This window comes from Prosthecobacter sp., assembly GCF_014879935.1.
Classification (GTDB): Bacteria; Verrucomicrobiota; Verrucomicrobiia; order Verrucomicrobiales; family Verrucomicrobiaceae; genus Prosthecobacter.
The window spans coordinates 36347-62087 of record NZ_JACSRD010000284.1; the positions used below are offsets into that span (position 1 = coordinate 36347).

22 protein-coding genes are annotated in these 25741 nt (G+C 63.0%); 7 read left to right on the top strand and 15 right to left on the bottom strand.

The features are described from left to right. Positions 1 to 25: 25 nt before the first annotated feature. The 5 genes from IAE77_RS30615 to IAE77_RS30635 all read right to left on the bottom strand — a co-directional run bounded on the left by IAE77_RS30615 (position 26) and on the right by IAE77_RS30635 (position 5930). Positions 26 to 2314 (bottom strand): urea transporter, encoded by a 2289-nt coding sequence (locus tag IAE77_RS30615; RefSeq protein WP_294235444.1) that lies wholly within the window; start codon positions 2312 to 2314, stop codon positions 26 to 28. Between the two features lie 102 nt (positions 2315 to 2416). Beyond that, the gene (locus IAE77_RS30620) at positions 2417 to 3856 is read right to left on the bottom strand and encodes an alanine racemase (protein ID WP_294235446.1); all 1440 of its coding nucleotides are present in this window, start codon (positions 3854 to 3856) and stop codon (positions 2417 to 2419) included. A gap of 41 nt (positions 3857 to 3897) precedes the next feature. Beyond that, positions 3898 to 5022: an ATP-grasp domain-containing protein gene (locus IAE77_RS30625; protein ID WP_294235448.1), complete on the bottom strand. Its 1125-nt coding sequence runs from the start codon at positions 5020 to 5022 to the stop codon at positions 3898 to 3900. Positions 5023 to 5047: 25 nt separating this feature from the next. Then, entirely contained in the window at positions 5048 to 5368 is a 321-nt protein-coding gene (locus IAE77_RS30630; protein ID WP_294235450.1) for a PqqD family protein, read from the bottom strand. 229 nt (positions 5369 to 5597) lie between these two features. Next, on the bottom strand, positions 5598 to 5930 hold the full coding sequence (locus IAE77_RS30635; protein ID WP_294235451.1) for a hypothetical protein: 333 nt from the start codon (positions 5928 to 5930) through the stop codon (positions 5598 to 5600). A gap of 110 nt (positions 5931 to 6040) precedes the next feature. Here IAE77_RS30635 and IAE77_RS30640 point away from each other — a divergent pair, with 110 nt between their 5' ends. The 3 genes from IAE77_RS30640 to IAE77_RS30650 are packed head-to-tail and all read left to right on the top strand — an operon-like array spanning position 6041 to position 8712. Further along, positions 6041 to 7354 carry an amino acid permease gene (locus IAE77_RS30640; protein WP_294235453.1) on the top strand — a complete coding sequence of 438 codons (1314 nt, stop codon included), beginning with the start codon at positions 6041 to 6043 and terminating at the stop codon, positions 7352 to 7354. After that, positions 7351 to 8448 carry a hypothetical protein gene (locus IAE77_RS30645; RefSeq protein WP_294235455.1) on the top strand — a complete coding sequence of 366 codons (1098 nt, stop codon included), beginning with the start codon at positions 7351 to 7353 and terminating at the stop codon, positions 8446 to 8448. The genes IAE77_RS30640 and IAE77_RS30645 overlap by 4 nt, the downstream gene beginning before the upstream one ends. Positions 8449 to 8481: 33 nt before the next feature. Next, positions 8482 to 8712 carry an addiction module protein gene (locus IAE77_RS30650; RefSeq protein WP_294235457.1) on the top strand — a complete coding sequence of 77 codons (231 nt, stop codon included), beginning with the start codon at positions 8482 to 8484 and terminating at the stop codon, positions 8710 to 8712. Between the two features lie 404 nt (positions 8713 to 9116). Here IAE77_RS30650 and IAE77_RS30655 read toward each other — a convergent pair whose 3' ends face one another. Next, complete coding sequence (locus IAE77_RS30655) at positions 9117 to 10112, bottom strand: serine hydrolase domain-containing protein (protein WP_294235459.1); 996 nt, start codon at positions 10110 to 10112, stop codon at positions 9117 to 9119. Between IAE77_RS30655 and IAE77_RS30660 the strand changes: the two genes are divergently transcribed. Beyond that, positions 10111 to 10860, top strand: coding sequence for a response regulator transcription factor (locus IAE77_RS30660; RefSeq protein ID WP_294235462.1), 750 nt, complete (start codon positions 10111 to 10113; stop codon positions 10858 to 10860). The two genes, IAE77_RS30655 and IAE77_RS30660, sit on opposite strands and share 2 nt — an antisense overlap. Positions 10861 to 10862: 2 nt before the next feature. On the opposite strand, the gene IAE77_RS30665 is transcribed toward IAE77_RS30660, so the two are convergent. Genes IAE77_RS30665 through IAE77_RS30690 form a run of 6 tightly spaced genes read right to left on the bottom strand, consistent with a single transcriptional unit; the run spans position 10863 to position 17510 of the window. Then, a complete protein-coding gene (locus IAE77_RS30665) occupies positions 10863 to 11048 on the bottom strand; it encodes a hypothetical protein (RefSeq protein WP_294235464.1) in 186 nt (61 codons plus the stop codon). A gap of 37 nt (positions 11049 to 11085) precedes the next feature. After that, positions 11086 to 11556 (bottom strand): hypothetical protein, encoded by a 471-nt coding sequence (locus IAE77_RS30670; RefSeq protein WP_294235474.1) that lies wholly within the window; start codon positions 11554 to 11556, stop codon positions 11086 to 11088. 43 nt (positions 11557 to 11599) lie between these two features. Then, positions 11600 to 12472, bottom strand: a complete 873-nt coding sequence (locus IAE77_RS30675; RefSeq protein WP_294235477.1) for an ABC transporter ATP-binding protein — start codon at positions 12470 to 12472, stop codon at positions 11600 to 11602. A gap of 5 nt (positions 12473 to 12477) precedes the next feature. Continuing rightward, the gene (locus IAE77_RS30680; RefSeq protein ID WP_294235478.1) at positions 12478 to 13797 is read right to left on the bottom strand and encodes a hypothetical protein; all 1320 of its coding nucleotides are present in this window, start codon (positions 13795 to 13797) and stop codon (positions 12478 to 12480) included. After that, positions 13794 to 15848, bottom strand: coding sequence for an ABC transporter substrate-binding protein (locus IAE77_RS30685; RefSeq protein ID WP_294235480.1), 2055 nt, complete (start codon positions 15846 to 15848; stop codon positions 13794 to 13796). The genes IAE77_RS30680 and IAE77_RS30685 overlap by 4 nt, the downstream gene beginning before the upstream one ends. A 45-nt stretch (positions 15849 to 15893) precedes the next feature. Next, complete coding sequence (locus IAE77_RS30690) at positions 15894 to 17510, bottom strand: formate--tetrahydrofolate ligase (protein ID WP_294235482.1); 1617 nt, start codon at positions 17508 to 17510, stop codon at positions 15894 to 15896. A gap of 108 nt (positions 17511 to 17618) precedes the next feature. Between IAE77_RS30690 and IAE77_RS30695 the strand changes: the two genes are divergently transcribed. Continuing rightward, on the top strand, positions 17619 to 19211 hold the full coding sequence (locus tag IAE77_RS30695) for a serine hydrolase (RefSeq protein ID WP_294235484.1): 1593 nt from the start codon (positions 17619 to 17621) through the stop codon (positions 19209 to 19211). Here the strand turns inward: IAE77_RS30695 and IAE77_RS30700 are convergent. Genes IAE77_RS30700 through IAE77_RS30710 form a run of 3 tightly spaced genes read right to left on the bottom strand, consistent with a single transcriptional unit; the run spans position 19204 to position 23358 of the window. Continuing rightward, entirely contained in the window at positions 19204 to 20262 is a 1059-nt protein-coding gene (locus tag IAE77_RS30700; RefSeq protein ID WP_294235486.1) for a lactonase family protein, read from the bottom strand. The two genes, IAE77_RS30695 and IAE77_RS30700, sit on opposite strands and share 8 nt — an antisense overlap. Before the next feature lie 10 nt (positions 20263 to 20272). Continuing rightward, entirely contained in the window at positions 20273 to 22171 is a 1899-nt protein-coding gene (locus tag IAE77_RS30705) for a sulfatase-like hydrolase/transferase (protein ID WP_294235488.1), read from the bottom strand. Beyond that, entirely contained in the window at positions 22168 to 23358 is a 1191-nt protein-coding gene (locus tag IAE77_RS30710; protein WP_294235490.1) for a molybdopterin-dependent oxidoreductase, read from the bottom strand. The genes IAE77_RS30705 and IAE77_RS30710 overlap by 4 nt, the downstream gene beginning before the upstream one ends. A 132-nt stretch (positions 23359 to 23490) precedes the next feature. On the opposite strand from IAE77_RS30710, the gene IAE77_RS30715 reads away from it, so the two are divergent. Together IAE77_RS30715 and IAE77_RS30720 are read left to right on the top strand one after the other, a co-directional pair. Further along, positions 23491 to 24747, top strand: coding sequence for a DUF1552 domain-containing protein (locus IAE77_RS30715; protein WP_294235492.1), 1257 nt, complete (start codon positions 23491 to 23493; stop codon positions 24745 to 24747). A 66-nt stretch (positions 24748 to 24813) separates the two neighbouring features. Further along, positions 24814 to 25569: a DUF3800 domain-containing protein gene (locus IAE77_RS30720; protein ID WP_294235494.1), complete on the top strand. Its 756-nt coding sequence runs from the start codon at positions 24814 to 24816 to the stop codon at positions 25567 to 25569. The last annotated feature ends 172 nt before the right edge of the window (positions 25570 to 25741 follow it).

The following is a 25741-nucleotide window of genomic DNA, read 5'->3' on the forward strand; positions in this document are numbered from 1 at the left end:
GGCGAGAGGTGAAAAGGGAAGACGTTCAGGCTCGTTCGCCGCCGGGCAGCGTGGCCTCGAATTCCGTCTGGGTGAAGGTGAGCGTGCGGGTTTCGAAGCGCGCGACGAGGTGGGTGAGGCCGCGAATCGGCTCCAGCGTCAGTTCGATCTCACGGGGGAGATGCGCGGGCGCTCCTGGCAGCGAAGCCGTCAGTTGCAGGCGGTGATGCGTCGGATGCAGCGCATGACGCACGACGACCCGCTGCATCTTGTGCCCCAGATAGGGTCGCAGGGCGTCCGCCCATGCCCGGCCGTGCTGCTTTGCGGGCAAAGCGACACAATCCTCCCAAATCATGCCGCTTTGATAAGCGAAGGGCACGGTGGGCATGGCGAACGAAAGGAGCCGCAGCAGCTCGGAAGCGCCTTCAAGGCGGCTTTCAGTGATCTGCAAGGCGTGGAGGCCGAGAACGCCGGTGAACCGGCCTCCGCCTGAGGACCACAGGTATTGACCGGTCTCGCTCAACCTCGTGGTCAGGCGTTCCTGCGTTGTCTGACCTTCGGAACAGCTCACCCGGAAACTCGCGATCCCCGGCGCAAAATGAGCCAGCGTGCCCAGCACGGTGGTGGAGATCGTCGCCGAGGCGATGCGGGCTCCAACTTTGGGCACGCTGGCAAAGTGCCAGCGCAGTGTGTCGTCGTTGCGGCTGAAGATGTTCGTGAGGCAGAAGGGCGTCGTCGGAGCGCCGGTGTCGGTGGTGGTCTGCGTGTGCAGGTGGATGTGCGGCACAGGCGAGCGCCCGGTGTTGCCGCAGTAACCGAGGAGATCGCTGGCGATGACGTGCTGGCCGGGTTTCACATGGATGCCGTTCTTGGTGAAGTGCGCGAGCTTCACGATGCCGCCGTGATCGAGGCGGAGGATGAGGTGGTTGCCCCAGTTCTGCGCGAAGTTGCAGCCGCCGGGCGCGTTGTCGGGCACGTTGTCGATGACGCGGAGGACTTCGCCGCTGCCAGGAGCGCGCACTTCGAGACCTTGCGTGTAGTAGCGGCTCAAATCGTCGTCGCAGCCGGGCGGGCAGGCGTTTCCAGCGGCGTCGAGCACTTCAAAGTCGAGCGCGTGTTTCCAATCGCCGCGATGCGAGAGCTTGTCGTCGAAGCCTTGCGTGACGGTGACCTCGCGCGAGGTGGGCAGCAGCACATGCGTGTCGTGGCGATGCGGGAAGCGGGCATTCGCGAGCGCGATGCTGGCCGCGGCGGCCTCGGGGTTTTCAAAAGTGCCGACGGTGGGCAGCAGCGAGCCCGATTTCTCGCGCAGGCGCATGGCGCAGAGGAAACTCCAGATCGTGAGCAGATACGGCAGCGGCAGGTATTCCCAGCCGGAGCCACGCAGGAAGTGCTGCACCGCGGCGACGTTCAACGCGGCCACCGCACCGCCACCGAAGGCCAGCGCGAGGCTGCTCCATGATGGCACGAAGTAAACAGCCCCGAGCGCCATGCCGGCGAGCAGGTAGTTGTGACCCGCGAACCAGCCGAACCACTGCAAGCCACAGGCTTCGAGCATTTTCACGACAAGAATGCCACCCGCGTAACCCGCGATGGCATTGACGATGGCCACGCGTGACCACACGAGCAATGCGACGAGCACCGCGACACCGGCCCAGACATTCGGCATGAACAAAATGGTGCCAAGGCTGCGCAGGAAGGCATTCACGACGAAAGGCAGCGCGGGATCGGCCGGCAGCGCATACGGCAGCGCGGCGGAAGCGGCTGCGGCGAGCGGGAAGAAGGTCAGCAACGTGCCGAACACGACGACGAAGGCGACGCTGAGCGGCGGCAGGCCTGCTTTGAGCGGAAACCAGTGCCACAACGCGGCGGAGAGCAGCAGCGAATACACCGTGGCGATGCCGAGCATGCCGTAGATGGCCGCAGGCGGCAGCGTGGTGTTCCGCGTGATCCACGCGACGGCGAGAGCGCTGAGGAGCACATTGTAGAGCAGCGTGCCGTCTTTGCGCATCGCGGTGGGTAGATGCATGATTTTCGCGAGGAAACCGCCGAGCAGCGTGGCGGACATCGCGAAGAGAAAGTAGCGCGGCACGAGCAGCAGTGAGGCACAGAGCAGTGCGCCGGTTTTCCAGCTTCCGCAGAGGAAGATGGAACTGGCGGCGCGTGAGGTGTCGAGCAGCGGTGAGAGAAAGTGGGACAGGTTTTTAACCTGTCTTTTCACGAACGTCGTGAAGGCTTCGAAGGCGCTGGGACGCACAGGTTGGAAACCTGTGCCACTTTCTGGCGTGGCTTCGAGAAGGTCCATCATGGGGAGGGAGGATGATGGTGGGTTCATGGTGGTGTTTTAGAGGTTCACTTGGGTCGCTTCGGTCCTTTTTGTCTCTTGGAATGGCGCGGAAGGATCGAGGACGAGTTCGAGTAGGAGGACGAGGACGATTCAATTCCGCGGCGAAGCCAGCAGATGATCCGGAATGCGTTCCAGCCGCTGCACGTAATCGAGGTCCTCGCGTTCGCGGATGACATCGACACGGCCGTCGAGGCCGATCATGACCACAGCGGGACGGTAGGTGATGAACTGCATGCTCTGCGTGATGTTGTAGGCACCGACGGGATGCATGACGAGATGATCGCCAGTGGTCATGGCGGGCAGGGAGACTTGCTCGCGGATGACGTCGATGTTCATGCAGAGGCAGCCGTAGAGCTTCACGGGTTGCGCGGCGGCCTCGCGGAGGGCTTTGGCGGGCTTCACGTTGAAGCGATACCAGTTGCCGCTGTAGAGCAGGTTGATGCCGGCATCGACGACATACGCGGTGCCAGGTGTTTCGTGGACGTAGGCGGGGCCTTTGTTGGCTTTGCCCGCGAGCGTGATAGGGCCGCTGGCGGAGGTTTGCTTCACGGCGACGACGCTGGTGATGAGATAACCGGCTTCATCGACAAGAGCGCGACCGCTTTCGAGGTAGAGACGCGGACGGCGGTCGCGCGGGAGCGAGTTCAGCACGCCGGTGATGGCCTCGGCATACCTCTCGATGGGCTGCACGAACTGCTCGGCGCTTTGATACGAGTAATGCAGCGTGCTGAGCGAGGGGAAGCCGCCGCCGAGGTTCAGGTAGCGCAACTGCCAGCCATACGTCTCGCGGCAGCGCTCCATGAGCGTGACGAGTTTTTCAGCGGCGACCTTGTAGGCGTTCGGTTCGAGAATGTAGGTGCCGATGTGCGTGTGCAGGCCTTGCAGGCGGAGGCGGCCCTTGCTTTCGGCGATGCGGCGGATGACCCGCCAGGCCTCGCCGTTTTCGACGCCGAAGCCGAACTTGCTCCACACGGGCTGGATGCCGGCATCGAGCCAGCAACGGATGGCGAGGTCGATGCTGCGATTCTGCTCTTTCGCGATGCTGTCGAGCAGCAGCAACTCGTCCCAGTTATCGACTTGGATCATCGCGCCTTCAGCGACGGCGAGTTCGAGGCCTTCGCGGCTTTTGTGCGGTCCGTTGAAGATGATGTCGCGTCCGGCGATGCCGTTGCGGCGTGCCTTTTCATACTCGAACTCGCTCACGACCTCCGCGATGCTGCCCTCGCTGTGAAACACACGGCAGATGGCGTTGAGGTAGTTCGTTTTGTAGCTCCACGCGAAGCGCGTGTTCGGATACCGGCTCTCGAAGGCCTCGCGAGCACGGCGGATTTTCTCCCGCAGCGTGCGTTCGGAGAAAACAAACAGCGGCGAGCCAAAACGAGCCGCGAGATCTGCGACGGCGACGCCATCAATGCGCTCGCAGACGTTGTGATTGAGGCCGTGCGCGTTGCGATTGCGATTCACCGCGCTGTTCGCGCCGTGGAGGTGGCGGGTGATTGTTGGCGGAGTGTATGGGAGGAGAGCGTTCATGGGAAGCGAAGGGCTAAGGGCGTAGAGCGAAGAGTCAGAAATCAGGCGACGTGCGAAGCGGAAGAGCGGGTTTGGGGCTCTCTGCCCTTCGCTCTTGGCTCTTCGCTTTGTCGGATGAGCTGCCCGGTGGTGGTCAAAGCCGCCAAGTCTCGGATATCACCCGTCATGTCGATGGCGTGGCGGATGAAGAACTTGCCGGGCGTGGCGTGGCGCAGCGGTTCGCGGGGTTGCCAGCCAAGGGCGAGCTCGACGGCGGCGGCGGGGAGATTGCAATTCAGCGTCGAGGGGAAGTCGCACCAGGCGGGGAAGCGTGGATTGATCTCGATGAGGCAGTATTCGGCCTTCGGGCCGTCGGGTTTGACGAATTCGAGTTCAAACGGGCCGTTCCAGCGCAGCTCGGCGATGAGCGATTGCGCGACGGCGTCGAGCTGCGGATCACGCACGACCATGCCGCCGAAGCCTTTGCCATTTGAGGTGCGCAGCATCTTGCGGATGGCGCAGGAGCCGAGGATGTGCCCGCGGCCGTCACCGATGCCGATGACGTTGTATTCCTCGCCCTCGATGCGCTCTTGAACGAGCACCGGAGCGCCCCAGGTCTCCAGCATGTGCCAGTAGGCCGATTCACGCGCTGCCGGCGTGCTGGTGAGCTGCGCCTCGTAGTAGCGGCCTTTGACGAACACACTGCCGCCAAAGCCCGCCGCAGCCTGATGCAGGCTGCTCACATCATTCACCGCGACGGTTTGCGGCGTGCGGCAATGCGTGCGCTCGCAGAGGTCCGGCAGCTTCGATTTGTCGCGAGCTTCAAAAGCCTTCCACGACGGCAAACAGGCCGAAATCCCACGCTCGCGCAGTTTTTCGGGCGATTCGACCAGCGGGGCCATTTCGGCGTCGAGGCAAGGAATGAGCACATCGAAGCGCTCAACCTCGCGAATGGCATCGAGGCGATCCCAGAAGGCTTCGAGGCCCGCCGAAGGATACGGCAGCGTGAACGCGGCATCCGGCGCGTCTTCCTCGCTGTAGAGCCCGCTTTCCAGGGTGTCGTAGCAAAGGCCGATGATGCGCAGCTCGGGATACACGCGGCGCAGGCTGCGGATGACCGCGGAACCGGGCTGGGGATTTTCACCGCGATGAAGACCGGTGACGGCGATGGTGGGGGAGGAGTTCATGTTCCAAGTTTCAGGTTTCAAGTTCTCAGTCTTGGAGGCCGAGGGTGGTGAGTTCGGCGAGGAAGGACTCCAGATCGCGCTCGGCGGTGCGGCGTGGCACGTCGAAAGTGCTCGTGAGGCGGTCGAGGATCTGCACGGTGCTCATTTTGGCCGCGAGGCATTGCATCACGACGAGAGCTGTCGGGCTGGCGGTGAAGAACTCGCCGCTGGTGGCATCGAAGCCGAAGCCGTCCGCCTGCCAGGTCGTGGTGCGGAATGAAAAAGAAGTGTCTTCGGCAGAAACGGCAGCGCTTTGGGGCTGACCGCTTTGCTGGCGTTGCAGGATGGGTGGAGAGGCGAGGTTCATGGCGGTGGTTGATTGGATCACACCGACATAGAAGCCCGGCCGGTTAACAGCACCGTGGGGGCGAGGATGAATTCCCGTTTATTTTCACCGGTTCACCTTCCTGCGACGCAGAGTGCCTCCCGCGGTGCAGATCACAACGGGGAACGGCAGGATGTCGCCCATGCACGCTTGCATCTCCGCCATCGCGGGCGGAGATGCTCAAACCGCTTCTTCCTGCGCACGGAACGTCCTACTTTTTCAATGGCGGAAGGTCGTGGCGGATCAGCAGCTCGCTGGCGCGTTGCCGTTGCTCATGCCAGACGTTGCTGGGATCGGCGGGATTCTTCCACGGGTCCGGCAGTGGTGCCGGTTCCCGGAGGAACTCGATGGAGGCTGCGGCGGGATTGAAGCGCCTGGAGGGAGGCACCGGTTGCGCGGGTTCGGAGTTCGATTCCGCAACGGGCTTGTCAGGGATCTTCTGGCCGGTCTGTGTCCGCTGACCGACCCTCCACGCCTGGGAAAGTGCCAGCAGGATGGCCGCGATCACCACCCCCCTGGTCAAGTGTGAGGATGTCGTTTTCATGCAGGAAGTGAATTCCTATTTCTGGCAGCCGCAAGCACCTCTTTTCGGCCTGCGACGGCGGAGGAAGGCAGAGTTGACGTGCCGACTCCCCCCGCTTAGCCATCGCGCCCATGAGCACCGAAGCGAAGCACGGGATTTCATTGGTGACCGCCACGGCGGTCGTGGTGGCCAACATGATCGGCACGGGTGTCTTCACCTCGCTGGGCTTTCAGGTGGGAGATCTGCCCTCGGGCTTCACCATTTTGATGCTCTGGCTCGTGGGCGGTGTGTGCGCCTTCTGTGGCGCGATGTGTTATGGCGAACTGGCGGCCGCGTTGCCCCGCTCGGGCGGCGAGTATCACTTTCTCTCGAAGATTTTTCATCCGGCGCTCGGCTTTCTCTCCGGCTGGCTCTCAGTGACGGTCGGCTTCGCCGCGCCCATCGCGCTCGCGGCCATGGCCTTCGGCAAATACTTCTCCACGATCTTTCCGCATGCTCCGGCGACGACGTGGTCGCTGGTGATGGTGTGGATCATCACGCTGGTGCATGTCGGAGGGGTGAAGACAGCCGCCCGGTTCCAAAACCTGGCCACCTGGCTGAAGGTCACGCTCATCTGCGTGTTCATCGGCTCCGCATGGATCATGGCGCAGGGTGTGCCGGTGCGTTTCACTCCGGATGCGACGGACTTCGGCTTGATCACGAGCAAACCCTTCGCCGTGAGTCTGGTCTATGTGATGTACTCGTATGCCGGCTGGAATGCGGCGGCCTACATCGTCGGCGACATCCGCGAGCCGCAGAAGAATGTGCCGAAGGCCATCGCCATGGGCACAGTGCTCGTCACGGGCCTTTACCTGGCGCTTAACGCCTCCTTCCTGCATGCGGCACCGGCTGACGCTCTGGCGGGAAAGCTGGATGTGGGCCACGTGGCGGCGGAGCACATCTTCGGTGTCACAGGAGGAAAGATCATGTCCGGCCTGATCTGCCTGGGCCTCGCCTCGAGCATCAGCGCGATGACATGGCTGGGGCCGCGCGTGCTGCACACGATGGGCGAGGACATGCGCATCCTGAAGCCGCTCTCCGCCTGCGATGAGCATGGCGTGCCCGTGACCGGGCTGTTCGTGCAGCTTTCCATCGTGATCACGCTGCTGCTCACGGCCAGCTTCAACACGGTGCTCACGGCCGTGCAGTTCAGCATCCAGCTGGCCTCGTTTGCCACGGTGGTGGGTCTGATCGTGCTGCGCCGGAAGCAACCGGAGCTGCCCCGGCCCTACCGCTGCTGGGGTTATCCGGTCACACCGCTGTTGTTCCTGGCCATCAGCCTGTGGATGATGGTGTTTCTCATGCTCGACCCCGTTTCGCGAGAAGCGTCTCTCTACGGCCTCGGCCTGATCGCCCTGGGTTTGATCGTGTTCTTCATTTCACCGCGTACAGATCGCACCGCATGAACAAAGCCGCCGTTTTCCTGCTCGCCTTCGCCTCATCGGCGCTCGCCCTCGATCCCACGCCGAACGATCAGGCGCGATTCCTCGCCGGTTTGCCGCAGGAGGGCTCGCCGCTGGCCGCGCTGGCATCGAGTGGCGACTTTCGCTCGCATGCAAAGGAACTGGACGCCGCGTGGGCGGACGCGGAGCAGCGGCAGTTTCGTTCCATTCGTGAATGGGCACCGCTGGGGCTGCCCGAAGCCATGAACAGCACGCAGCCGCTGCTCTACGTCTTCAGCGGCCCCGACATCCTGCACGCCTACACATTCTTTCCGAACGCCTCCACCTACGTGCTGGCCGCAGTCGAGCCGGTGGGCCTTCCGCCGGATGTGACGAAGCTCAGCGAAGGCGAGCTTGGCGCCTCGCTGCGCAATTTGCGCACGACACTCAATGCCTCGCTGAGCTTCAGCTTCTTCATCACCGCGGACATGAAGAAGGACCTCAAGGCGACGAAACTCACCGGCACGCTGCCCGTGCTCTACGTCTTCCTGGCTCGTTGCGGCTGCTTCATTCAAAGCGTGGAGAACGTGTGGCTCGATGCCGAGGGGAAGGTCATCACCGACCAGGAGACCAAAACGCCGGGTGCTCGCATCACCTTCACTGGCACGAGAGGCCAGACGCAGACGCTCTACTACTTCGCCGCGAACATCGCGAGCTGGGCGCTTAAGCAGGACCCGTCCTTCCTGCGCTTTTGCGACACGCTGGGCCAGGTGAACGGCTTCACGAAGTCCGCCTCCTATCTCATGCACCTGCCGGAGTTCAGCACGATCCGCGATTACCTGCTGACCCATTGCTACACCATCACGCAGGACGATTCCGGCATTCCCTGGCGTGATTTTCCTCGCGACATGTGGGACGTGAAGGCCTTCGGCTGGTATCCCGGCCCCATTCCGCTCTTCAAGCAGCACTATCAGCCCGACCTCGCCGACTACTACCAGAGCAACGAGGTGCCCATGATCCCCTTCGGCATCGGCTACCAATGGCGGCCGAAGCAGAGCACGCTGATCTACGGCGTGTCGAAGATGGTCGTGCGGAAGGCGCTGCCGGTGGTGGAGTGAAAGGACGTTGTGGATTTCCACCTGATTCGCCCGATGAGCACGGCCGCCCTGACTCAAGCATTGCTTGGACTGCCCACGGCAGTGCGAGTTGCGCTGGTGGACAAACTATACGCCAGCGTTCCTGAAGATTGGCAGCGGGAGGTGGATGAAGCCTGGCTGAAGGAAGCTGAGCGCCGCTCAGCAGAGATGGATGCCGATCCCTCCATAGTCCTGTCGTATGAGGAACTCATGACAAGGCTGGAGATCAACCGCCGCAAGGCATGAGAAAACTGCGCTTCCAAAGCGGGAGATGATCTCTTCGTCAAGTTCACCGGCTCCGTGACACAAATTGCGGTTCATCTGGAATGTTGACGCGGAAAGGAGCGGCCTGAAAGGCCGGAGGATTCAGCCCGGCGGCGCCAGCCCTGGGACTGCGTGATGCAATCAACAAACGGGCAGGGGTGCGCTCTGAAAGAGCGCAGGAGATGATCCGCAGCCGCTCCTGCGCTCCTTCAGAGCGCAAGCTTCTTGATGAGGGCATTGGCCAACTGTCCCAGGGCTGTGCTCGCCGAGACTCGCCAGCCCTGGGCTTGGTTCCTTCGCGCCGTCGGCGCGTTGGACGCAGCATGCTGCCAGGAGAAACGGCAGCCGAATTTTGGGCTGGGACGGTAATCTCAAGCTCCGACAACTCAGGGCTTTGCAAACAACAGCCGCAGCATCTGCGCATCGTCCGGCTTCTTGTCCTGGGCCAGGCGCACGATGACGAGCTTCATCGATGGCACGATGTAGAGCCGCTGGCCGTAGGAGCCGATGCAGGCGATGAGATCGGCGGGCGCGGAACGGCACAGGCAGGCGTTGCGCCAGGATTGCTGATGCCATTTCTTGTCGAGCATGTCCTCCACATCGACTTCACGGGCGGATTTGCCTTCAGCGGCGTGGTTGTTCCAAAAACCGAAGCCGTAGGCATGGTTCGCGTCGCTCGTCTTGAGCGAGGCGATGATGTCCTCGTGTTTGAGCAGCCAGGAGCCGAGTTCCGACCACTGGCGGGCCGTCTGCATGAATCCGGCGGCGAGAAGCGGCACGCCTTTCGAATCCGGCAGGTAACGTTGGGAGCCGAGGCCGAGCGGCGAGAGCACCTTGCGCTCCAGGTAGCTGGTGGGCGTTTGTTTCTTCTCGCGCAGCTTCCGGGCGAGCACCTCATGATACACCTGCATGGCTGCCGGTCCGTAGATGAAGGATTTTCCGGTCGTGCCGACGAGCGAGGCCTTCAGCGCCGAAGCGGTGCGGTCTTTGTACTCGTTCTCATGCAGGCCAAAGAGCGGTTCCATGCCGCTGCTGAAGTCGAGAAGCTGCCGCAGCGTGATCTTGCGGCGGCGTTTGTCGTCCTGCCACTCCGTGATCATGTCGCTGACCGGTTCATCGAGTTTCAAAAGGCCGTCTTTCTCCGCCGCGAAGGCCGTGAGGCACCAGAAGGCCTTCGTGCCGCTGTAAATCCGGTGCGGCTCCCGTTTGGCGTGCCCGTTGGTGTAGGACTCGTGGAGGATCCTGCCGTTCTGCTTGATCAGGAGCGCGTGGCCGCCATGCGCCGCGGAAAAAGCCGCCGCTGCCTGGATGCGTTCCGCAGGCAGCGTGCCGGCGTCCGGCGAAGCCTTGAAAAACAACAGAAGAGCCAGAAACGGAGTCATGCTGGAGCATAACGCATACGGACGCCCGGGCATCTTCGGTCTTGTCGTCTTTGGCTTGCCCGCCATCATCCGCCGCATGCGTATCCTCCTCGTCGAAGACCAGGCCAAACTGCTCTCCTTTGCCAAAAAAGGCCTCGAAGAGCAGGGCATCCAGGTGGACGCCGTCAGCGATGGTGACGAGGCCTGGGAAATGGCCACCACCGTGCCGTATGACGCGCTCGTGCTCGACATCATGGTGCCGGGGCGCGACGGCCTGAGCATCCTGCGGGGACTGCGTGAAAAGCGGAACAGCGTTCCCGTCATCCTCCTCACCGCTCGCTCGACCCTGCCGGAGAAGATCGAGGGGCTGAACCTCGGCGCGGATGACTACATGACGAAGCCGTTCTTTGTCGAGGAACTGGCGGCACGTCTGCGCACGGTCGTCCGCCGCAAGGCTGGCGACTCAAGCCACCTGCTGAAGGTGGAGGACCTGTGCATGAACCTCCTTGAACGCAAAGTCAGCCGGGGCGGCAGCGAGATTGAGCTGAGCTCACGCGAATTCGAGCTGCTGGAGCATCTGATGCGCAGCCCGGGCCGTGTTTTCGGCCGCATGCAGATTTACGAGCACGTCTGGGGCTACAACATGGACCCGGAGACGAACTTGGTGGAGGTGTACATCCAACGCCTGCGCTCGAAGATCGACAAGGATCACGACAAGAAGCTCATCCGCACCGTGCGCGGCGTGGGCTATGCGCTCGGCGGCGGCTGAGATCAGCGCATCGGCATGAAGAGCGGCCCCATCGGAGCGGCGGCGGGGCGCTGATCGCGCAGATTGTCCGGGGTCTCGCCGGAGTTCGCCTCGGCCTGCGTTTCCTGCGGTGTCTTCGGCGGTCCGCCCTGGCAGCCTGCCAGCAGGGCGATGATGACGATGGAGGAGCCGGTGAGCAGTGTTTTCATGGTGGAGCGTGGTTCTTGGTTTGGCGTGGGCACAGAGTCACTTCGGCAGCCGGGCGTTCAAATCATCGACGTATTTGCGGTCTTCCTCGCTGAGCTGGTCGAGCGGCACTTCAAAGGGTTTCTGGTTCACGAGCAGGCGCACCTTGCCGTCACGGATGAGCGTGGGTTTCGCGGGCAGCTTCGCCGGAGGGGCCTTTTCCACTGCTTCGCGTGCGGCGGCAGGATTGGCGGCATCGATTTCGACCACGGAATCCTCGAAGGTGATGATGGAGCCCACCACCGACCGGCCATCCTTGTTCTTCCACTGCCGGGCGTCACCCAGGATGAAGTGGGACGTGAGCTTCGCCTTCGTGGTCGCGGGCGGTTGCGGCACGTTGTTGATGCTCACGCCCGTGTTGCCGCCGGTGCCGTTGATCGTGCGTGTCTCAAACTTCTTCCCCGTCGTCGGACTGACGACCTGCGCCGCCAGCGGCAGGGCCAGGGCGAAGACGAGCAGGATCGTTTTCATGCCGTGAGGCTACCACATCCCCTTCCCCGCCTGCAATGACTCATTACACCCCCAGGGCGGCGTAGTCGATGGTCGTGAGGCGTCGTTCCTTGGAATCCATGCGCGGAATGCAGGCCAGCAGGGCCTTGGTGTAGGCGTGCTGCGGATTGCGCAGGATCTCATCCACCGGCCCGGTTTCGACGATCTCGCCCCGGAACATGACCGCCACGCGGTCCGCCACGCTGCGGATGATGCCGAGATTGTGCGTGATGAGGATGATGCTCATGTCGAGATCGCGCCGGAGTTGCGCCAGCAGGTCCATGATCTGCTTCTGGATCGTCACATCGAGCGCCGTGGTCGGCTCGTCGGCGATCAGCAGCTTCGGCTGGCAGCACAGCGCCATGGCGATCATCACCCGCTGCTGCATGCCGCCGCTGAGCTCATGGGGATAGGCACGCAGCCGCTTGCGCGAATCGACGATGCCCACCTTGTCGAGCCACTTCACGATTTCGTCATCGCGGTCCGCTTTGGCGACATCCGGACGATGCAAAGCGAGCGCTTCCGCGATCTGCGTGCGAATGGTGAGCACGGGATTGAGCGAAGTCGTCGGCTCCTGGAAGATGTAGGCGATCTCCTTCCCCCGGATGCGGCGCAACTGGCTCTCGCTCATCTTCAGAATGTCGTGCCCGTTCAGGCTCATCTCCGTCGCGGCGATACTGGCGGGCGGTTCCGGAAGCAGCCGGGCGAAAGACAAGGCGGTGGCGCTCTTGCCACTGCCGCTTTCACCCACCAGCGCGATGGATTCGCCCGGTTTCAGCTCCAGATCGATGCCCCTCACCGCTTTCGTGGCCGCAGCACCGTGGCGACCGAACTCGATCTGAAGATCGCGGATGCGCAGCAGCGGAACATCTGGAGTGGGAGGGGTGGCGTCGGACATGCGGCTCAAAGAGGACGTGGTTGGAGGATGCGGCTGATTTGCAGCAAACACAAGGCGGCAAGCGCCGTGCTGCCGCCGGCCTCCAGGATCGCGGACGGATCAGCCAGCGTGCGCGCGGCGTCCTCCATGCTGTCCACGACCTGGGGACGGCACCACCCGGCCAGCGCATCACCCAGCCCGTGCAGCAAAGCAGGCCGCAAGGCGCAGGCCAGCACCATCCAGAACAGTGCCTGGGCCGCGACCGCACAAATCCATGCCGCCAGCATGCGCATCTGCACCGGAGCGACGTGTTGCCGCCAGACACTGCGTTCGGAAGCACCCAGCACCCGGGACGCCTCGACGGGCAATCGTGCCGCGATGTCATTCCACGCCCGCAACCACGCTGCGGCACCCGCGATCAACACAGCCAGCCACAAGGCAATCCAGGACAGGCCCGACATGACCGGCAGCGTCATCACTCCGAAGGCCCACAGGAACCACGGCTGCCACGAAAGCGCCGCAACGTAACCGCTTTTGCCAGTCAGCCCGCCTGGGATCGCGGAAATCGCCAGGCAGAGCAGCGCCATCATCGCCCCACCGCTGGCAATCCCGAGCGCGAGGCCTTCCACCCCGCCGGAGCGGATGTTTTCCGCCATCCAGCCGCCCCAGCCCATGAAGCGCAGCACATCTTCCACCACGATGAGATAAACCGGTGCCACCAGGCACAGCCACTGCACGCGCACGCGCATCACCGGCAGGAGCTGCCTCAAATGATGACGCCAGAGCCGCGAATCCGCCGGGACACCACGCGCACGCAGGGAGAAATCGAGATCGGTCGTCAATGATGCGTCCGTGACCACGGCGTGAATCATTTCGCCGGTCAGCGGGACGGCCAGGACGAGCACCGGCGCCAGAAACTCCCACAACGCACGGGCCAGCGCCGTGTGCCATTGCATCGCCCCCTCAGGCAGTTGCGCCGGCAGCAGCGTCTCCACCGGCCAGCCCGCGCTCCCCGTCCACCATCCGACAAAACCCCAGGCCACCACCACCACGGGCAGGCAGGACAGAGCCAGACCCAAAATCGCGACCACAGGCCCGGCCAGCCGATGCATGCGGCGGGCCAGAAGGCCGAGCGTGAGTCCGAGCGTCAAGGCCAGCGTCAAAGCGGCCGCCAGGACCGCGAGGCTCGAAGCGCAACGCACCCACAGTCCGGGCGGGGCCACCTCCGGCCATGCTTCCGGCATTGTCCCGTGAACGAGCAGCAACACGCAGGCCGCGATGACGCCGCCGAGCAGCAAACGCAGAGGAAGCCAGCGTGGGGATGAAATGAAAGGCCGCGTGTTCATCGCTCTTCAGTGTCACGCAGCCGGAATTCGATCCCGGGCAGGTTGGGGCGGGGCTTGGGCAGCGTCAGCGCCCGCAGCGTCCACGATGACTCCGCCTCCGCCGCGGCATGATCGGGCAGGGATCCGGCCGTGGCAGCCTCATCGTGCGTGGTGACGAGGGTGAGTCGTGGATGCATCGGCAGCAGGCGGTCCTCCAGCTCGCGTACACGCTCTGGCACCCGTGCGAGGTCGAATTCGCCCGCCAGTGCCTCCAGTTGCAGATCGATCCGCGGGTCCGAGATGCCGCAGAAGTTGGTCCCGCCGGGTTTCGCCTGAGACGAATGCCACCAGGGCAGTTGATCCCACGAGACCTCGAAGCGCTGATCCAGCAGCACCGCGTCGAATCGATGCTCACCCAGCCGTTGGGCCAGTTGCCGGGGATCGGGAGCCGTCTCGATGCTCACCTGCGCCCCGAGCTGCCGCCATTGCGCCACCAGACGCTCCGCAGTCAGCTTGTGCAGTTCATCCACCGAGGGCACCAGCAGGGTGAAACGAAACTCCTCATCCGCCCGGCGGGCGATCCCGCTCACATCCCGCGGCCAGCCTTCATCCGCCAGGATCTGGCGGGCCTGCTCCAGATCGAATCGCGGCCTGGGCGCGTTCGTGCTGAACCACAGGCCGGGGGCGAACAGGCTCGCGTCCGCAGCCCCCAGCCGTCCGGGCGCATGGCGGATCAAATCGGCCACATCAGTGGCAAGACCGAGCGCCTCGCGGAAACGCACGTTCTTGAGCAACGCATGCCGGGTGTTCCACAGCACCACCAACTGCTGGCGCGGCGGCGTGACGCGCACTTGGTTGAAATGCCCGCGATCCGCCGCCGAAGCAGGCCACACGAGGTCCACCGTCTTCGTCCGGATGCCGATCTGCGTCATCAGCGGCGAAGCGGCGAAGTTGAACAGGAAACGCGGCGCTGAGGCGTCACTGCGCACCGGCACCAGAATGAGCGAACGCGCGTCCCGCCCCACCACGCGATGACTTCCCGCGCCCGGAGGCGGATCGCGGGTGAAATCGGCCTCTCCCGCCTCCGGATGATCCCTCCACCACGCGGCAGGCAGCACCGGCAGCCCCGCCAGCGCTCCGAGTGCCGGGCCGTAGCGCTTCCGGAAGCTCACATGCAGCCGCGTGCCGTTGTTTTGGGATTCGAGGGATTGCAGGTGACGCAGCGCCTCACGCACCGGCAGCGGCCAGTCATTCCGCCGCAAAAATTCGAGAGTGGCCCGCGCATCATCGGCCGTCACCGCCTTCCCATCGTGCCAGGTGCGCCCGGAGCGGATGTCCAGGTCCAGCACCGGCTCCACCAGCGCCCGCACCTCCCCCAGCAGGTGCAGCGTGCAGGACGCGCCGCCTTCCGCTTCCAGATCGCGCTTCAGATCATCGAGCAGCCGTTGGGATGCGCCGGGGATCACGACTTCGCAGGCATGCTCGCCATCGAACCACACACGTCCCACCTGCCCCGCCAGCGGCGAGGACGCGGTGAAGCGATCCCATCCCGCACGCAGTGGCGCCGGGGATTCCACACGCCAGATCGCCGCAGGCTGCGGCCGGGCGTCTGCGATGACCTCCATCGCCTCCTGGATGCCCGTCGTCGCCGTGTCGTGAAAACTCAGGAGCAGGACACGTCCGGCGACGCGGGCGGAGTCCAGCTTCCATTCCGCCCAGCGGTTGTTCCCGCCGATCTGCGCCTGGAGCTTCGCCAGGGCCAGTTTCGCGCCGTTTTCATCGGCAAACCAGCAGGTCACATCCTGCGACCAGCGCCAGAACTCAGCCAGCGCCGGCTGCAGGCTGCCTTCACGATCCACACGGACGAGCGGCTCATGCACCAGCTCGATGATTTCCCGCTCCACCTCCGAGGCGGGCAGGTAGGGATGCAATGCCGGCGCGTTCTGCGGCAGCATGACGACAATGCCGCCGGTTTTTCGCCCGCGGCTGCGTTTCGACTCCACCGCCGACCACCACGCCAGCGCCCCGACGAGCAGCGGGAAGCCAAAGATGAGCGTGCGGGCCAAAATCATGCGCCCGTGATGCTAGAGCGTGCCCGGGACGCGGGCAAGACATCGCTAAATGCCGCTCATCATGCCGTCGTCGGTCACCTCGATGCGTTCGGCGGCCGGAACCTTCGGCAGCGCGGGCATGCGCATCATGGTGCCGGTCAGCGCCACGAGGAATCCCGCGCCGTTGGCGATCTCGAAGTCGCGCACGGTGATTTCAAAGCCGCTCGGACGGCCGCGTTTCTTCGCATCGTCTGAAAGCGAGTCCTGCGTCTTCGCCATGCAGAGCGGCAGTTTATCGAACCCACTGCGGGCAAACAACGCCAGCCGGGCCTGCGCTTCGCCGGTGAGCTGCACCCCGTCCGCGCCATAGATGCCGGTGGCCACCGCCGTGAGCTTCGCTTCGACGCTTTCGTCGGTTTGATACAGGAACGGCAGCGGTTTCGACTCCTGCGGCAACGCCGCGAGCACTTTCTCCGCCAGTTGCACGGCTCCATCGCCACCGTGGGCGAAGACATCCGCCGTGGCGCTCGGAACGCCGCGTGCGGCGCAGAACGCATGCACCAGGGCGATCTCCGCTTCGTCATCGGTGTGAAACTTGTTCAGGGCCACGATCACCGGCCGGTCGAATTTCGCCGCGCTGTCGAGATGCGCCGCCAGATTCTCCAGACCGCGGCTCAGCGCGGCCGGATCAGGCTGCGTCAGCGTGTCCAGCGCCGCGCCGCCGTGCATTTTCAGCGCACGCACGGTCGCCACGATCACGATGGCCGCCGGTGCCAGGCCGCTCTGACGGCACTTGATGTGCATGAACTTCTCCCCGCCGAGATCGAAGGCGAATCCGGCCTCCGTGACGGCGAAATCGGCATGCGCCAAAGCCATCCGCGTGGCCAGCACGGAGTTACAACCGTGCGCGATGTTGGCAAACGGACCGCCATGCAGGAAGGCGGGCACGCCTTCGACGCTTTGCACCAGATTCGGCATCAAGGCCTCCCGCAGCAGCGCCAGCATCGCGCCGGTCACATTGAACCGCTTCGCGAACACCGGCTCGCCCTCCGGCGTGAAGCCGACCACGATGCGCTCCAGTCGTTTGCGCAGGTCCGGCAGCGATTCGGAGAGGCACAGGATCGCCATGATCTCGGACGCGGCGGTGATGTCGAATCCGGAGGCGCGTTCCGTCGGTTTTCCTACGCTGGTGCGGATGCTGCGCAGCGCACGGTCGTTCATGTCCATCACACGCTTCCACAGCACACGTTCCGGAGGCAGTGGCGCCGAGCCGAGGTGGAGCTGGTTGTCGATCACTGCGGAGAGCAGGTTGTGCGCGCAGGTGATGGCGTGGAAGTCGCCGGTAAAGTGCAGATTGATCGCATGCGCGGGACGCACGCTGCTTTTGCCACCGCCGGTCGCGCCGCCTTTGCGGCCAAACACAGGTCCCATCGACGGCTGACGCAGCGCCAGGGCCACATTCTGCCCCACCTTCTTCAATCCCTGTGCCAGACCGATGGAGACGGTCGTTTTGCCCTCGCCCGCCGGTGTCGGCGTGATGGCGGAGACAAGGATCAGCTTCCCACGCTGTGGCTTCGATTGCAGCGCCTTCAGGCTGACCTTTGCCATTTCACGGCCGTGGAAGAACAAATGATCCGGCTGGATGCCGAGGCTGTCGGCAATGGGAGAAATATCTGCATGCATGGGGAGAGAAGCGCGCACGATGGCAAGCCATGGCATGAAGCAAGGTCTTTTCCAAAACTCCGACGAAGCTTGCCTGCGAAGGCGGCGTTCCTGTAAGCTCCAACGATCATGTCCAGCCGCCGCTCCTTCCTCAAACACGCCAGCTTCGCCCCCTTCAGCCTGTGGATTCCGCAGGCATTCGCCGGAACTGCCGCGAGTACCAGTCTCCCACGGAGCACACCCATGGCGCAGGGTGTTTCACCGGAAGGCATCCTCGATTTCCTCGACGCGGTGGAGCAGCAGAAGTTCGAACTTCACAGCCTCATGATGCTGCGGCATGGCAAAGTCATCGCCGAGGGCTGGTGGGAGCCGTACGGGCCGGAGTTCGTGCACACGATGTACTCGATGAGCAAGAGCTTCACCTCGACCGCGGTCGGATTCGCCGTCGCCGAAGGGAAGATGAGCGTCGAGGACAAGGTCATCTCGTTTTTCCCGGACGACCTTCCTGCAACCGTGAGCGACAACCTCGCCGCGATGCGTGTGCAGGACCTGCTCACGATGTCCACCGGCAATGAGAAGGAGCCGACGCAGACCTGCGTGAAGGAGGAGAACTGGGTGCGCACCTTTCTGGCGCAAAACATCACGCACAAGCCCGGCACACAATTCATGTACAACAGCGTGGCCACCTACATGTGCTCCGCCATCGTGCAGAAGGTCACTGGAAAGACGGTGCTGGAGTATCTCACGCCGCGTTTGTTTGAGCCGCTCGCCATTTCTGGCATGAAGTGGGAAACCTGCCCGCGTGGCATCAACACCGGCGGCTGGGGCCTGAGCATCCAGACGGAAGGGCTCGCGAAGTTCGGCCAGCTCCTGCTGCAAAAAGGAAAGTGGAACGGCAAGCAACTGCTGCCCGCGAAGTGGATCGAGGAGGCGACGCGCTTCCACATCCAGCAGCCGGGTGGCGACAAACCAGATCGTCCCAAGGCGAACAACGACTGGCTGCAAGGCTACGGCTACCAGTTCTGGCGCTGCCAGGGCACTGCCTTCCGTGGCGATGGCGCCTTCGGCCAGTTCACCATTGTTTTGCCGGATCAGGACGCGGTGATCGTGATGACGAGCGAGAACAAAAACATGCAGGGCCAGCTCGACCTCGTGTGGAAGCACCTGCTGCCTGCCTTTGGCGAGACGCCGCCGGCACCCAAGTTCGGTGGCACCGACTTCACCCCAGCCAACCCCGGTGATGCGATCCTGGAGCTCCAGCAACGCCTGAAAGGCCTGAAGTTGCCTCTGCCTGCCGGATCCAAGACCTCCCCGCTGGCAAAAAACCGCCGCTACAAGCTGGCTGCGAACGATCTGGGCCTCGCCGAGGCCGGTTTCGAATTCGCGGGTGACACCTGCACGTTCATCGCTGAAGACCGTCGCATCGTTTGCGCCCTGTCCGGCTGGAACCGCACTCAAACGGCCTTTCCCGGCACACCTCCGCGTCTGATCTCTGGAGGCAAGCCCAAGGAGCCCTTCACCTCGAAGATCGCCGCCCACGCCACCTGGAAGGACGATCAAACCCTGCTGCTCACCTGGCGTCACTACGAGACACCGCACAGCGACACACTGACCTGCAAATTCGAGGGCGACAACGTCACGATCACCTTCCTCAACAGCATCACCGCGATGAACCCGAAAGCCAAGGACCCCCGTGCCCCGCTGAAAGGGCAGGTCAGTTGAGTTTCACACTCATCACCCACGCGGGTCCCTTGCCGCAGTCGTAGGTTTTGAGCGGCGTCAGCGCCCCTGTTTCAGCATCACGCCGGAAGACGATGAGCCTGTGCGATCCTTCACCGGCGGACACGACGAAGCCATCGCCGGGAACGAGGCAGAAGGAGCGTGGTGTCTTCTCCGTCGATGTCTGGCCGTGGGCGGTGAGCGTGCCGTTTTCCGCGTTCACGGAGAAAACGGCGAGGCTGTCGTGGCCGCGGTTTGAGGCATAGACGAAGCGCCCATCGGCACTGACGTGGATATCGGCGCAGGAGCCTTTGTCACGCCAGTCCTCCGGCACAGTAGGCACGCTCTGACGGGCTTGCAGCGTTCCCTTCCCCGCATCGTAATCGCACAACGTCACGCTCTTGCCCTGCTCGTTGACGAAGTAGGCCCACTTGCCGTTTGGATGAAACTGCATGTGCCGCGGGCCCTCGCCCGCGCCGCCGGGCAGATGCGGTGGCGTGTTGCGCGTGAGCGTGCCGGCCTGCGCATCAAAGCGGAGCTGCTCCACCTTGTTCAGCTCGCCCACATGCGGAACGAAGGCGAAGCGGTTCGCCGGATCGGTCTGGATGCAATGCGCCTTCTTGCCGGTTTCGAGCGTCACGACCGGCAGACCGGTCACGCGGCCGTTTTGGATCGCGGACAATCCGACGACACCTTCGCTGTATGACGCGGCGAGCAACCAGCGGCCCGTTTTATCAGCGAAAACGTAGGCCGCATTGAAACCGGCATCCGCGAAGGTCGCGTTCGACAGCGCTCCGGTCTTCGCATCGATATCGAGCGTGGCAAATTGCTTCGCTGATCGCACCGAGGCATACAAATGCCGTTGATCTGGGCTCAGCGTGAGGCTGCCCGGTGCTCCCGGGAGAGCGATTTCGCCCTGGCGGGTCAGTTCCCCCGTCGATTCATCGAGCGACCACACTGCGATGCGTTTTTCAATGCTTTCGGAGACGTAAACAACGGCCTGTCCGGCGAATGCCGAAGTGGTGAGACAGAGAAGTGCGAGGAGGCTTTTCATGGAGGTTCTTCTATTCGCCGAGCACACCAATCTCCGCCGCGCTGGCGAGTTCGCCTTCGGGGCGGTGCTCGGAGAGGATGCGGAGGAGGACGTAGCGGCCGGTGGTGGGGGCGCAGTCGAGGGTTTGCGGTGTTTTGATCTTTTTGAGCGTCGATTTGACGGCGGGGGAACCGAAGGCGTCGGCGCTGTTGCTGATGGCGAATTCCACATCCTTCGCCGCGCCGTTCCAGCCGCCGTCCTGGCGTCCGAGATAGACGAATCCGCGAATGCGATGCGGTGAGCCGAGATCAATTACAAGCTCGTGCGGGGGTGGCGCGGTGCCGCCGCTGAACTTCGAGTGCCAGAGCGTGTCGGGATCGCCGTCGATGGCGTTGGCGGCGTATTTGCCATTGCCGGTGTTCTCGCTGCTGGCGCGGACGATTTTCCAATCCTTGTTCGGCAGCAGGCCATCGACGGGCATCGCCCCGGCTTTCTTGGCGCCTTTTTTCTTCACGCCGCCGGGTGAGGCTTCGAGCGTGGTGTCGTCTTGCTTGCCAAACTTCGCGCGGCGATCTCGCTCGTGGCGGTCAGTGCGGGTGAAGGTGCCTTCGCGGATGGGTTCGTGGGCTTTTTCGGCGAGTGCGATGAGTTTGGCGAGCACGTCGGGCTTCGCGGCGGCGAGGTCTTTGGACTCGGCGGGATCCGCGGCGAGGTCGTAGAGTTCCCACTTGGCGTTTTGCTTTGTGCGAACGGCACGCCAGGTGCCCTGGCGGATGGCGGTCCAGCCATTGATCTCCCAATAGAGATACGCGTGCTGCTTTTGCTCCGCGTTTTTGCCGAGCAGCGTGGGCAGGATGGAAATGCCGTCGATGTCCACCGGCGCGGTGGCTCCGGTGGCTTCAGCGACGGTTGGCATCACGTCCGGGAAGTAGCCGAGATGCTCACTGACGCTGCCGGGGGCGATCTTGCCGGGCCAGCGGGCGATGAAGGGGATGCGCACGCCGCCTTCGTAGAGCGTGCCTTTGTTGCCGCGATACTCGATGCCGGTGTCCGGGTGTTTGTTTCCGCTGTGAACGCCACGCGGATGGTCTTGCGATTTGAAGTAGTCGTTCGCTCCGTTGTCGCCGCTGAAGAAGACGAGCGTGTTGCCGTCGATGCCGAGCCCTTGGAGCAGCGCGAGCATTTCACCGACCTGGCGGTCGATCATGGTGACCATGGCGGCGTAGCGTCGTGCGTCCTCCGGCCACGGCTGGTCTTTGTAGAGAGCCCACGCGGGATCGCTGTCCGGGATGTCGAAGTTCCCGTGCGGCGGCGTGTAGGGCAGGTAGGCGAAGAAGGGCTGCCGCGCATGATCGCGGATGAACTTCATCGCGGCGTCATGGATGACGTAGTGCGAATAGGTCTCGCCCTGGCTGCCGCCGTTGTTGCCTTTGAGCGGCACTTCCTCGCTGTTTTGAATGAGATACGGCGGGTAGTAGGTGTGTGCGTGGACCTGGTCGTAGTAGCCGAGGAAGGTGTCGAAGCCGTGCTTCTCCGGCACGCCGGTGGAGTCGCGTCCGCCGTTGCCCCATTTGCCAAAACCGCCCGTGGCATAGCCTAGCGGCTTCAAGATGGACGCGATGGTGGCCTCGTCCGCCCGCAACGGCGTGCCACCGCCATTCGCCCGCACACTGGTGTGGCCGCTGTGCTTGCCGGTGAGGAAGCAACAACGCGTCGGGGCGCACACGGACGATCCTGCGAACATGTTTTTGAAGACGATGCCCTCCGCCGCCATGCGGTCGATATTCGGCGTGCGGATGTTTTTTCCTCCCATGAACGCCGGCTCGTGGTAGCCGAGCTCGTCGGCCATGAGGTAGATGACGTTCGGCGGAGCCGAAAATGACGAAGGCAGAATGAGGAATGACGAAAGGACGAGAGCGAGGAATTTCATGTGATGGTGAACGTGCGGACCTGGATGCCGTTTTTGCCGCTCTTCTGAATGCTGCGCGGCTCGGGCTGGGCGAAGCCGTTCAGGTCGATGGTTCGGGCGCGGACTTCGTATTTGCCGGGCTTCAGATCGCGCAGGGCGGTGCTGAATCCAACCATGCTGTGGCGCAAGGGCCATGAGAGGGGTTTTCCGGTCGTTTTGTCGAAGCCAAGGATGTCCTGCGGCTTCACACCAGCGGGGAGCACGTTTTTCCAATCGGGCGGGGCATCGAGCGGCGCGGGCTTCCACTCGGCTTGTTGCCATTCGGGCGAGTTTTCGGCCAAAACGGATCCCGCAGGCCGCAGCCACGTCTCGACATGCGAGAGGCCGGAAAGGCCGCTGATGGCCCAACCTCCGACATGGGCCGTTTTTCCGCTCACGACGACGTCATCGAGATACGCGGCGGTTTTGAGGTGCGACTCGGGGTCGTTGTTTTTCTCCGCGTAGGTGTCGTTGGCCCGATGATCGTTCGTGAGGCGTATGTGCTGGAGCCATTTGATGGATTTGAAGCCGTGCGCCCATGGCACGACCATGCGCACGGGGCCGCCGCGCTCGAGGTTGATGGGCTGGCCGTTGAGCTTGTAGGCGAGAAACACGGGCAGATCGCCCGGCGCGGTCTCCATGACCTGCGTGTAGCTGAGCGAGGACTGGAAGCGCTGCTTCGGGTCGTCGTTGTGAAAGCCCCAGAAATAAATGCGGCGCACGTTCGACATCACGCCGCAGAGCCGCAGCACATCACGCAGCGGCACGCCCTCCCACAGGCCCTGGCCGAGCGGTGTGGCGATGTTCAGGCACTGCATGGCCTTCAAAAACAGGACTCGATGCTTTTTGCCCAGCTCGAGGAGCTGCGCGTAGTCGAGCGTGACGGCTTTTGCGATCTGCGCCTTCTGCGTGACGAGTGCATCGGTGAATTCATCCGCACTGATTTCGAGCCGCCACGTCTCCGGCGTGAGCTTCGCCCTCAGCAAAGCCTCGCCAGTGAGCGAATGCGGCTTTGGCGTGCCGCGGGAGACATCTTCAAAGTCGTCCGCGGCGGTGAGAAACGGGCGCGGTTTGATCGCCGCAGGTTCCTCGGCGTGGATGGAGGTCTGCATCGCGGCGAGCGATCCGATGCCGAGTTTCACGGCCTGGCGGCGGGAGATGGGGCTCATCGTGGGAAAAAGTGCGCTCTCGAGAACGGTCGCGCCCTCGCCGACTTGCGAGGGAGTTGTCGGCTTCTGGCCCGTCATCTGCTGCAACAAATCGCGCTTTTCGCTCGTTCAACTGCCACCCCCAAACCCCTCATGAATCGTCGTCATTTCCTTCTCAGTTCGATTGGCACCACGCTGGCGTTGCCGAGCATGTCTTCTCTCATCGCCAAAGATGCGGTGAAGGCCGCAAAAGGCGCGGGCATGGGCGCTCGGCGCTTTGTGGCGATCGGAAATCTGCTCGGCTACCAGACGAAGAGCCTGTTTCCGACGACACAGGGCCGAAATTACGAGAAGACGACGCTGCTGGAGCCGCTGTGGGATATTCGCGACAAGATGACCGTCTTCCGCGGCCTCGATCACGGTGTGAAGGGCGGGCATTTCGCGGTGCATTCGTTCCTTTCTGGCGTGCTGCACTCGGAGGCGCAAAATCGCCCGGATGGCAATGTGACCATCGACCAGTTCCTCGCGGACGAGGTGGGCTTTGAGACGCGGTTTCCATCGCTCACGGTTGGTTCGGAGGGAGGCATCCATGGCGGCTGCCAGATCGCGTGGACGAAGTCGGGCGTGCGTGTGCCGCCAGTGACGAATCCGGCCGAGTTGTTCGAAAAACTCTTCATCAGCGACTCGCCGGAGCGTCAGGCACGTCGCGCACAGGAGAACAAGGTGCAAGCGTCCATCCTCGACTCCGTTTTGGACGAGGCGAACCGCCTTTCCAAGAAGGTGAACCAGGAGGACAAGGCCAAGCTCGACGAATACCTGACCTCCGTGCGCGATGTGGAAAAGCGCCTCGAACTGCGCCAGCGCTGGACGAACCAGCCGAAGCCGAAAGCGCCCTTCGACAAGCCCGCGAACCGCAACGCCGTGGAAGACATCCCGCTGATGTATGATCTCATCGCGCTCGCTTTGCAGACGGACAGCACGCGCATCGCCACCTTCGAGATCGGCGGCGATTTCTCTCCGCAGCATCTCGGCATCAAAAAAGACTGGCACGGCCTCTCGCATCACGGCAACGACCCCGAGGCCATCGCCGACCTCATCACGCTGGAGAAGTATCAGATCGAGCATTTCGGCAAGTTCGTGACCCGCCTCGCGAAGATGAACGACGGCGAGCGCACCTTGCTCGACTCGACCACCGTGCTTTTCGGCAGCGGCATGGGCGATGGCAACTCGCACAAGAACACCGACCTGCCCATCCTCCTCGCCGGCGGCGGCTACAAGCACGGCGAATTCCGCGAAGTCCCCCGCGAAGGCATCAACAAGGTGCCCCTGTGCAATCTCTTCGTCGATATCGCCCAGAAGATGGGCGTCGAAACCGATTCGTTTGGCAGCAGCACGGGACGTTTCGCGTGATGTCGAGCGGCTTCGATTGCTCGGTCACGCCGACACCATGACCCAGGTCGCTGCTTGCGAAACTTCATGAACAGCCCGCCCGCCATTCCTTTCGGTGACTATCTTGTCTTTGTGGATGAGAGCGGTGATCACAGTCTCACGAGCATCAATCCGCAGCATCCAGTGTTCGTGCTGGCTTTCGTCATCATCAAAAAGGCGGACTATGTGCGGCAGGTCTGCCCGGCCCTTCAAGAATTCAAAATGCGCTACTGGGGCCATGATGAGGTGGTGCTGCATGAACATGAGATCAGGAAGCCACACGACGCTTTCTCCTTCCTCCAGATCAAGCCGCTGCGGGAAAAGTTCATGGGAGAACTCACTGTCATCATGGAAGAGCTTCCCGCGACCGTCGTGGCTGTGGTGATTGATAAGAATGCCTTCCTCTCCGCCAGCACCTCTGCCGAGGGTGTCTATGACTACGCCATGGAGATCGGTATCAATGCGGTCTTCTCCTTTCTGCAACGGCACGACAACACTGACCTGAAAACACCCGTGGTGGTGGAGTGTCGTGGACGGAAGGAGGACAAAGAGCTTGAACTCGCTTTCCGACGGTTTTGCGATGTTGGGAAAAGTTATGAGCGCCCGTTGCCCTTTGAGCTGGTCATGATCCCAAAAACTTCCAATTCGGCCGGGCTGCAACTGACCGATCTGGTAGCCAGGCCCATCGGGATTAAACACATCCGCCCCCTGCAACCCAACCGGGCTTATGACATCATCCATGCCAAATTGGATCGTGTTGGAAACAATGAGCCAGAGGGCTGTGGCTTGATCACCATCCCCTGAAATGCGAAAGGCCCTCGGATATTTCCAAGAGCCTAGCGCCGGGCGGATATTTCCACCCCAACTTGTGACTATCGTAACTCTTTAATACCTGGCGTCAAAAATTAATTCAGAAAGCCTCTCAAACCTCCTCTTCGATGACGAAATCCCTTCTCAACGCCCCACGCTCCTCTCG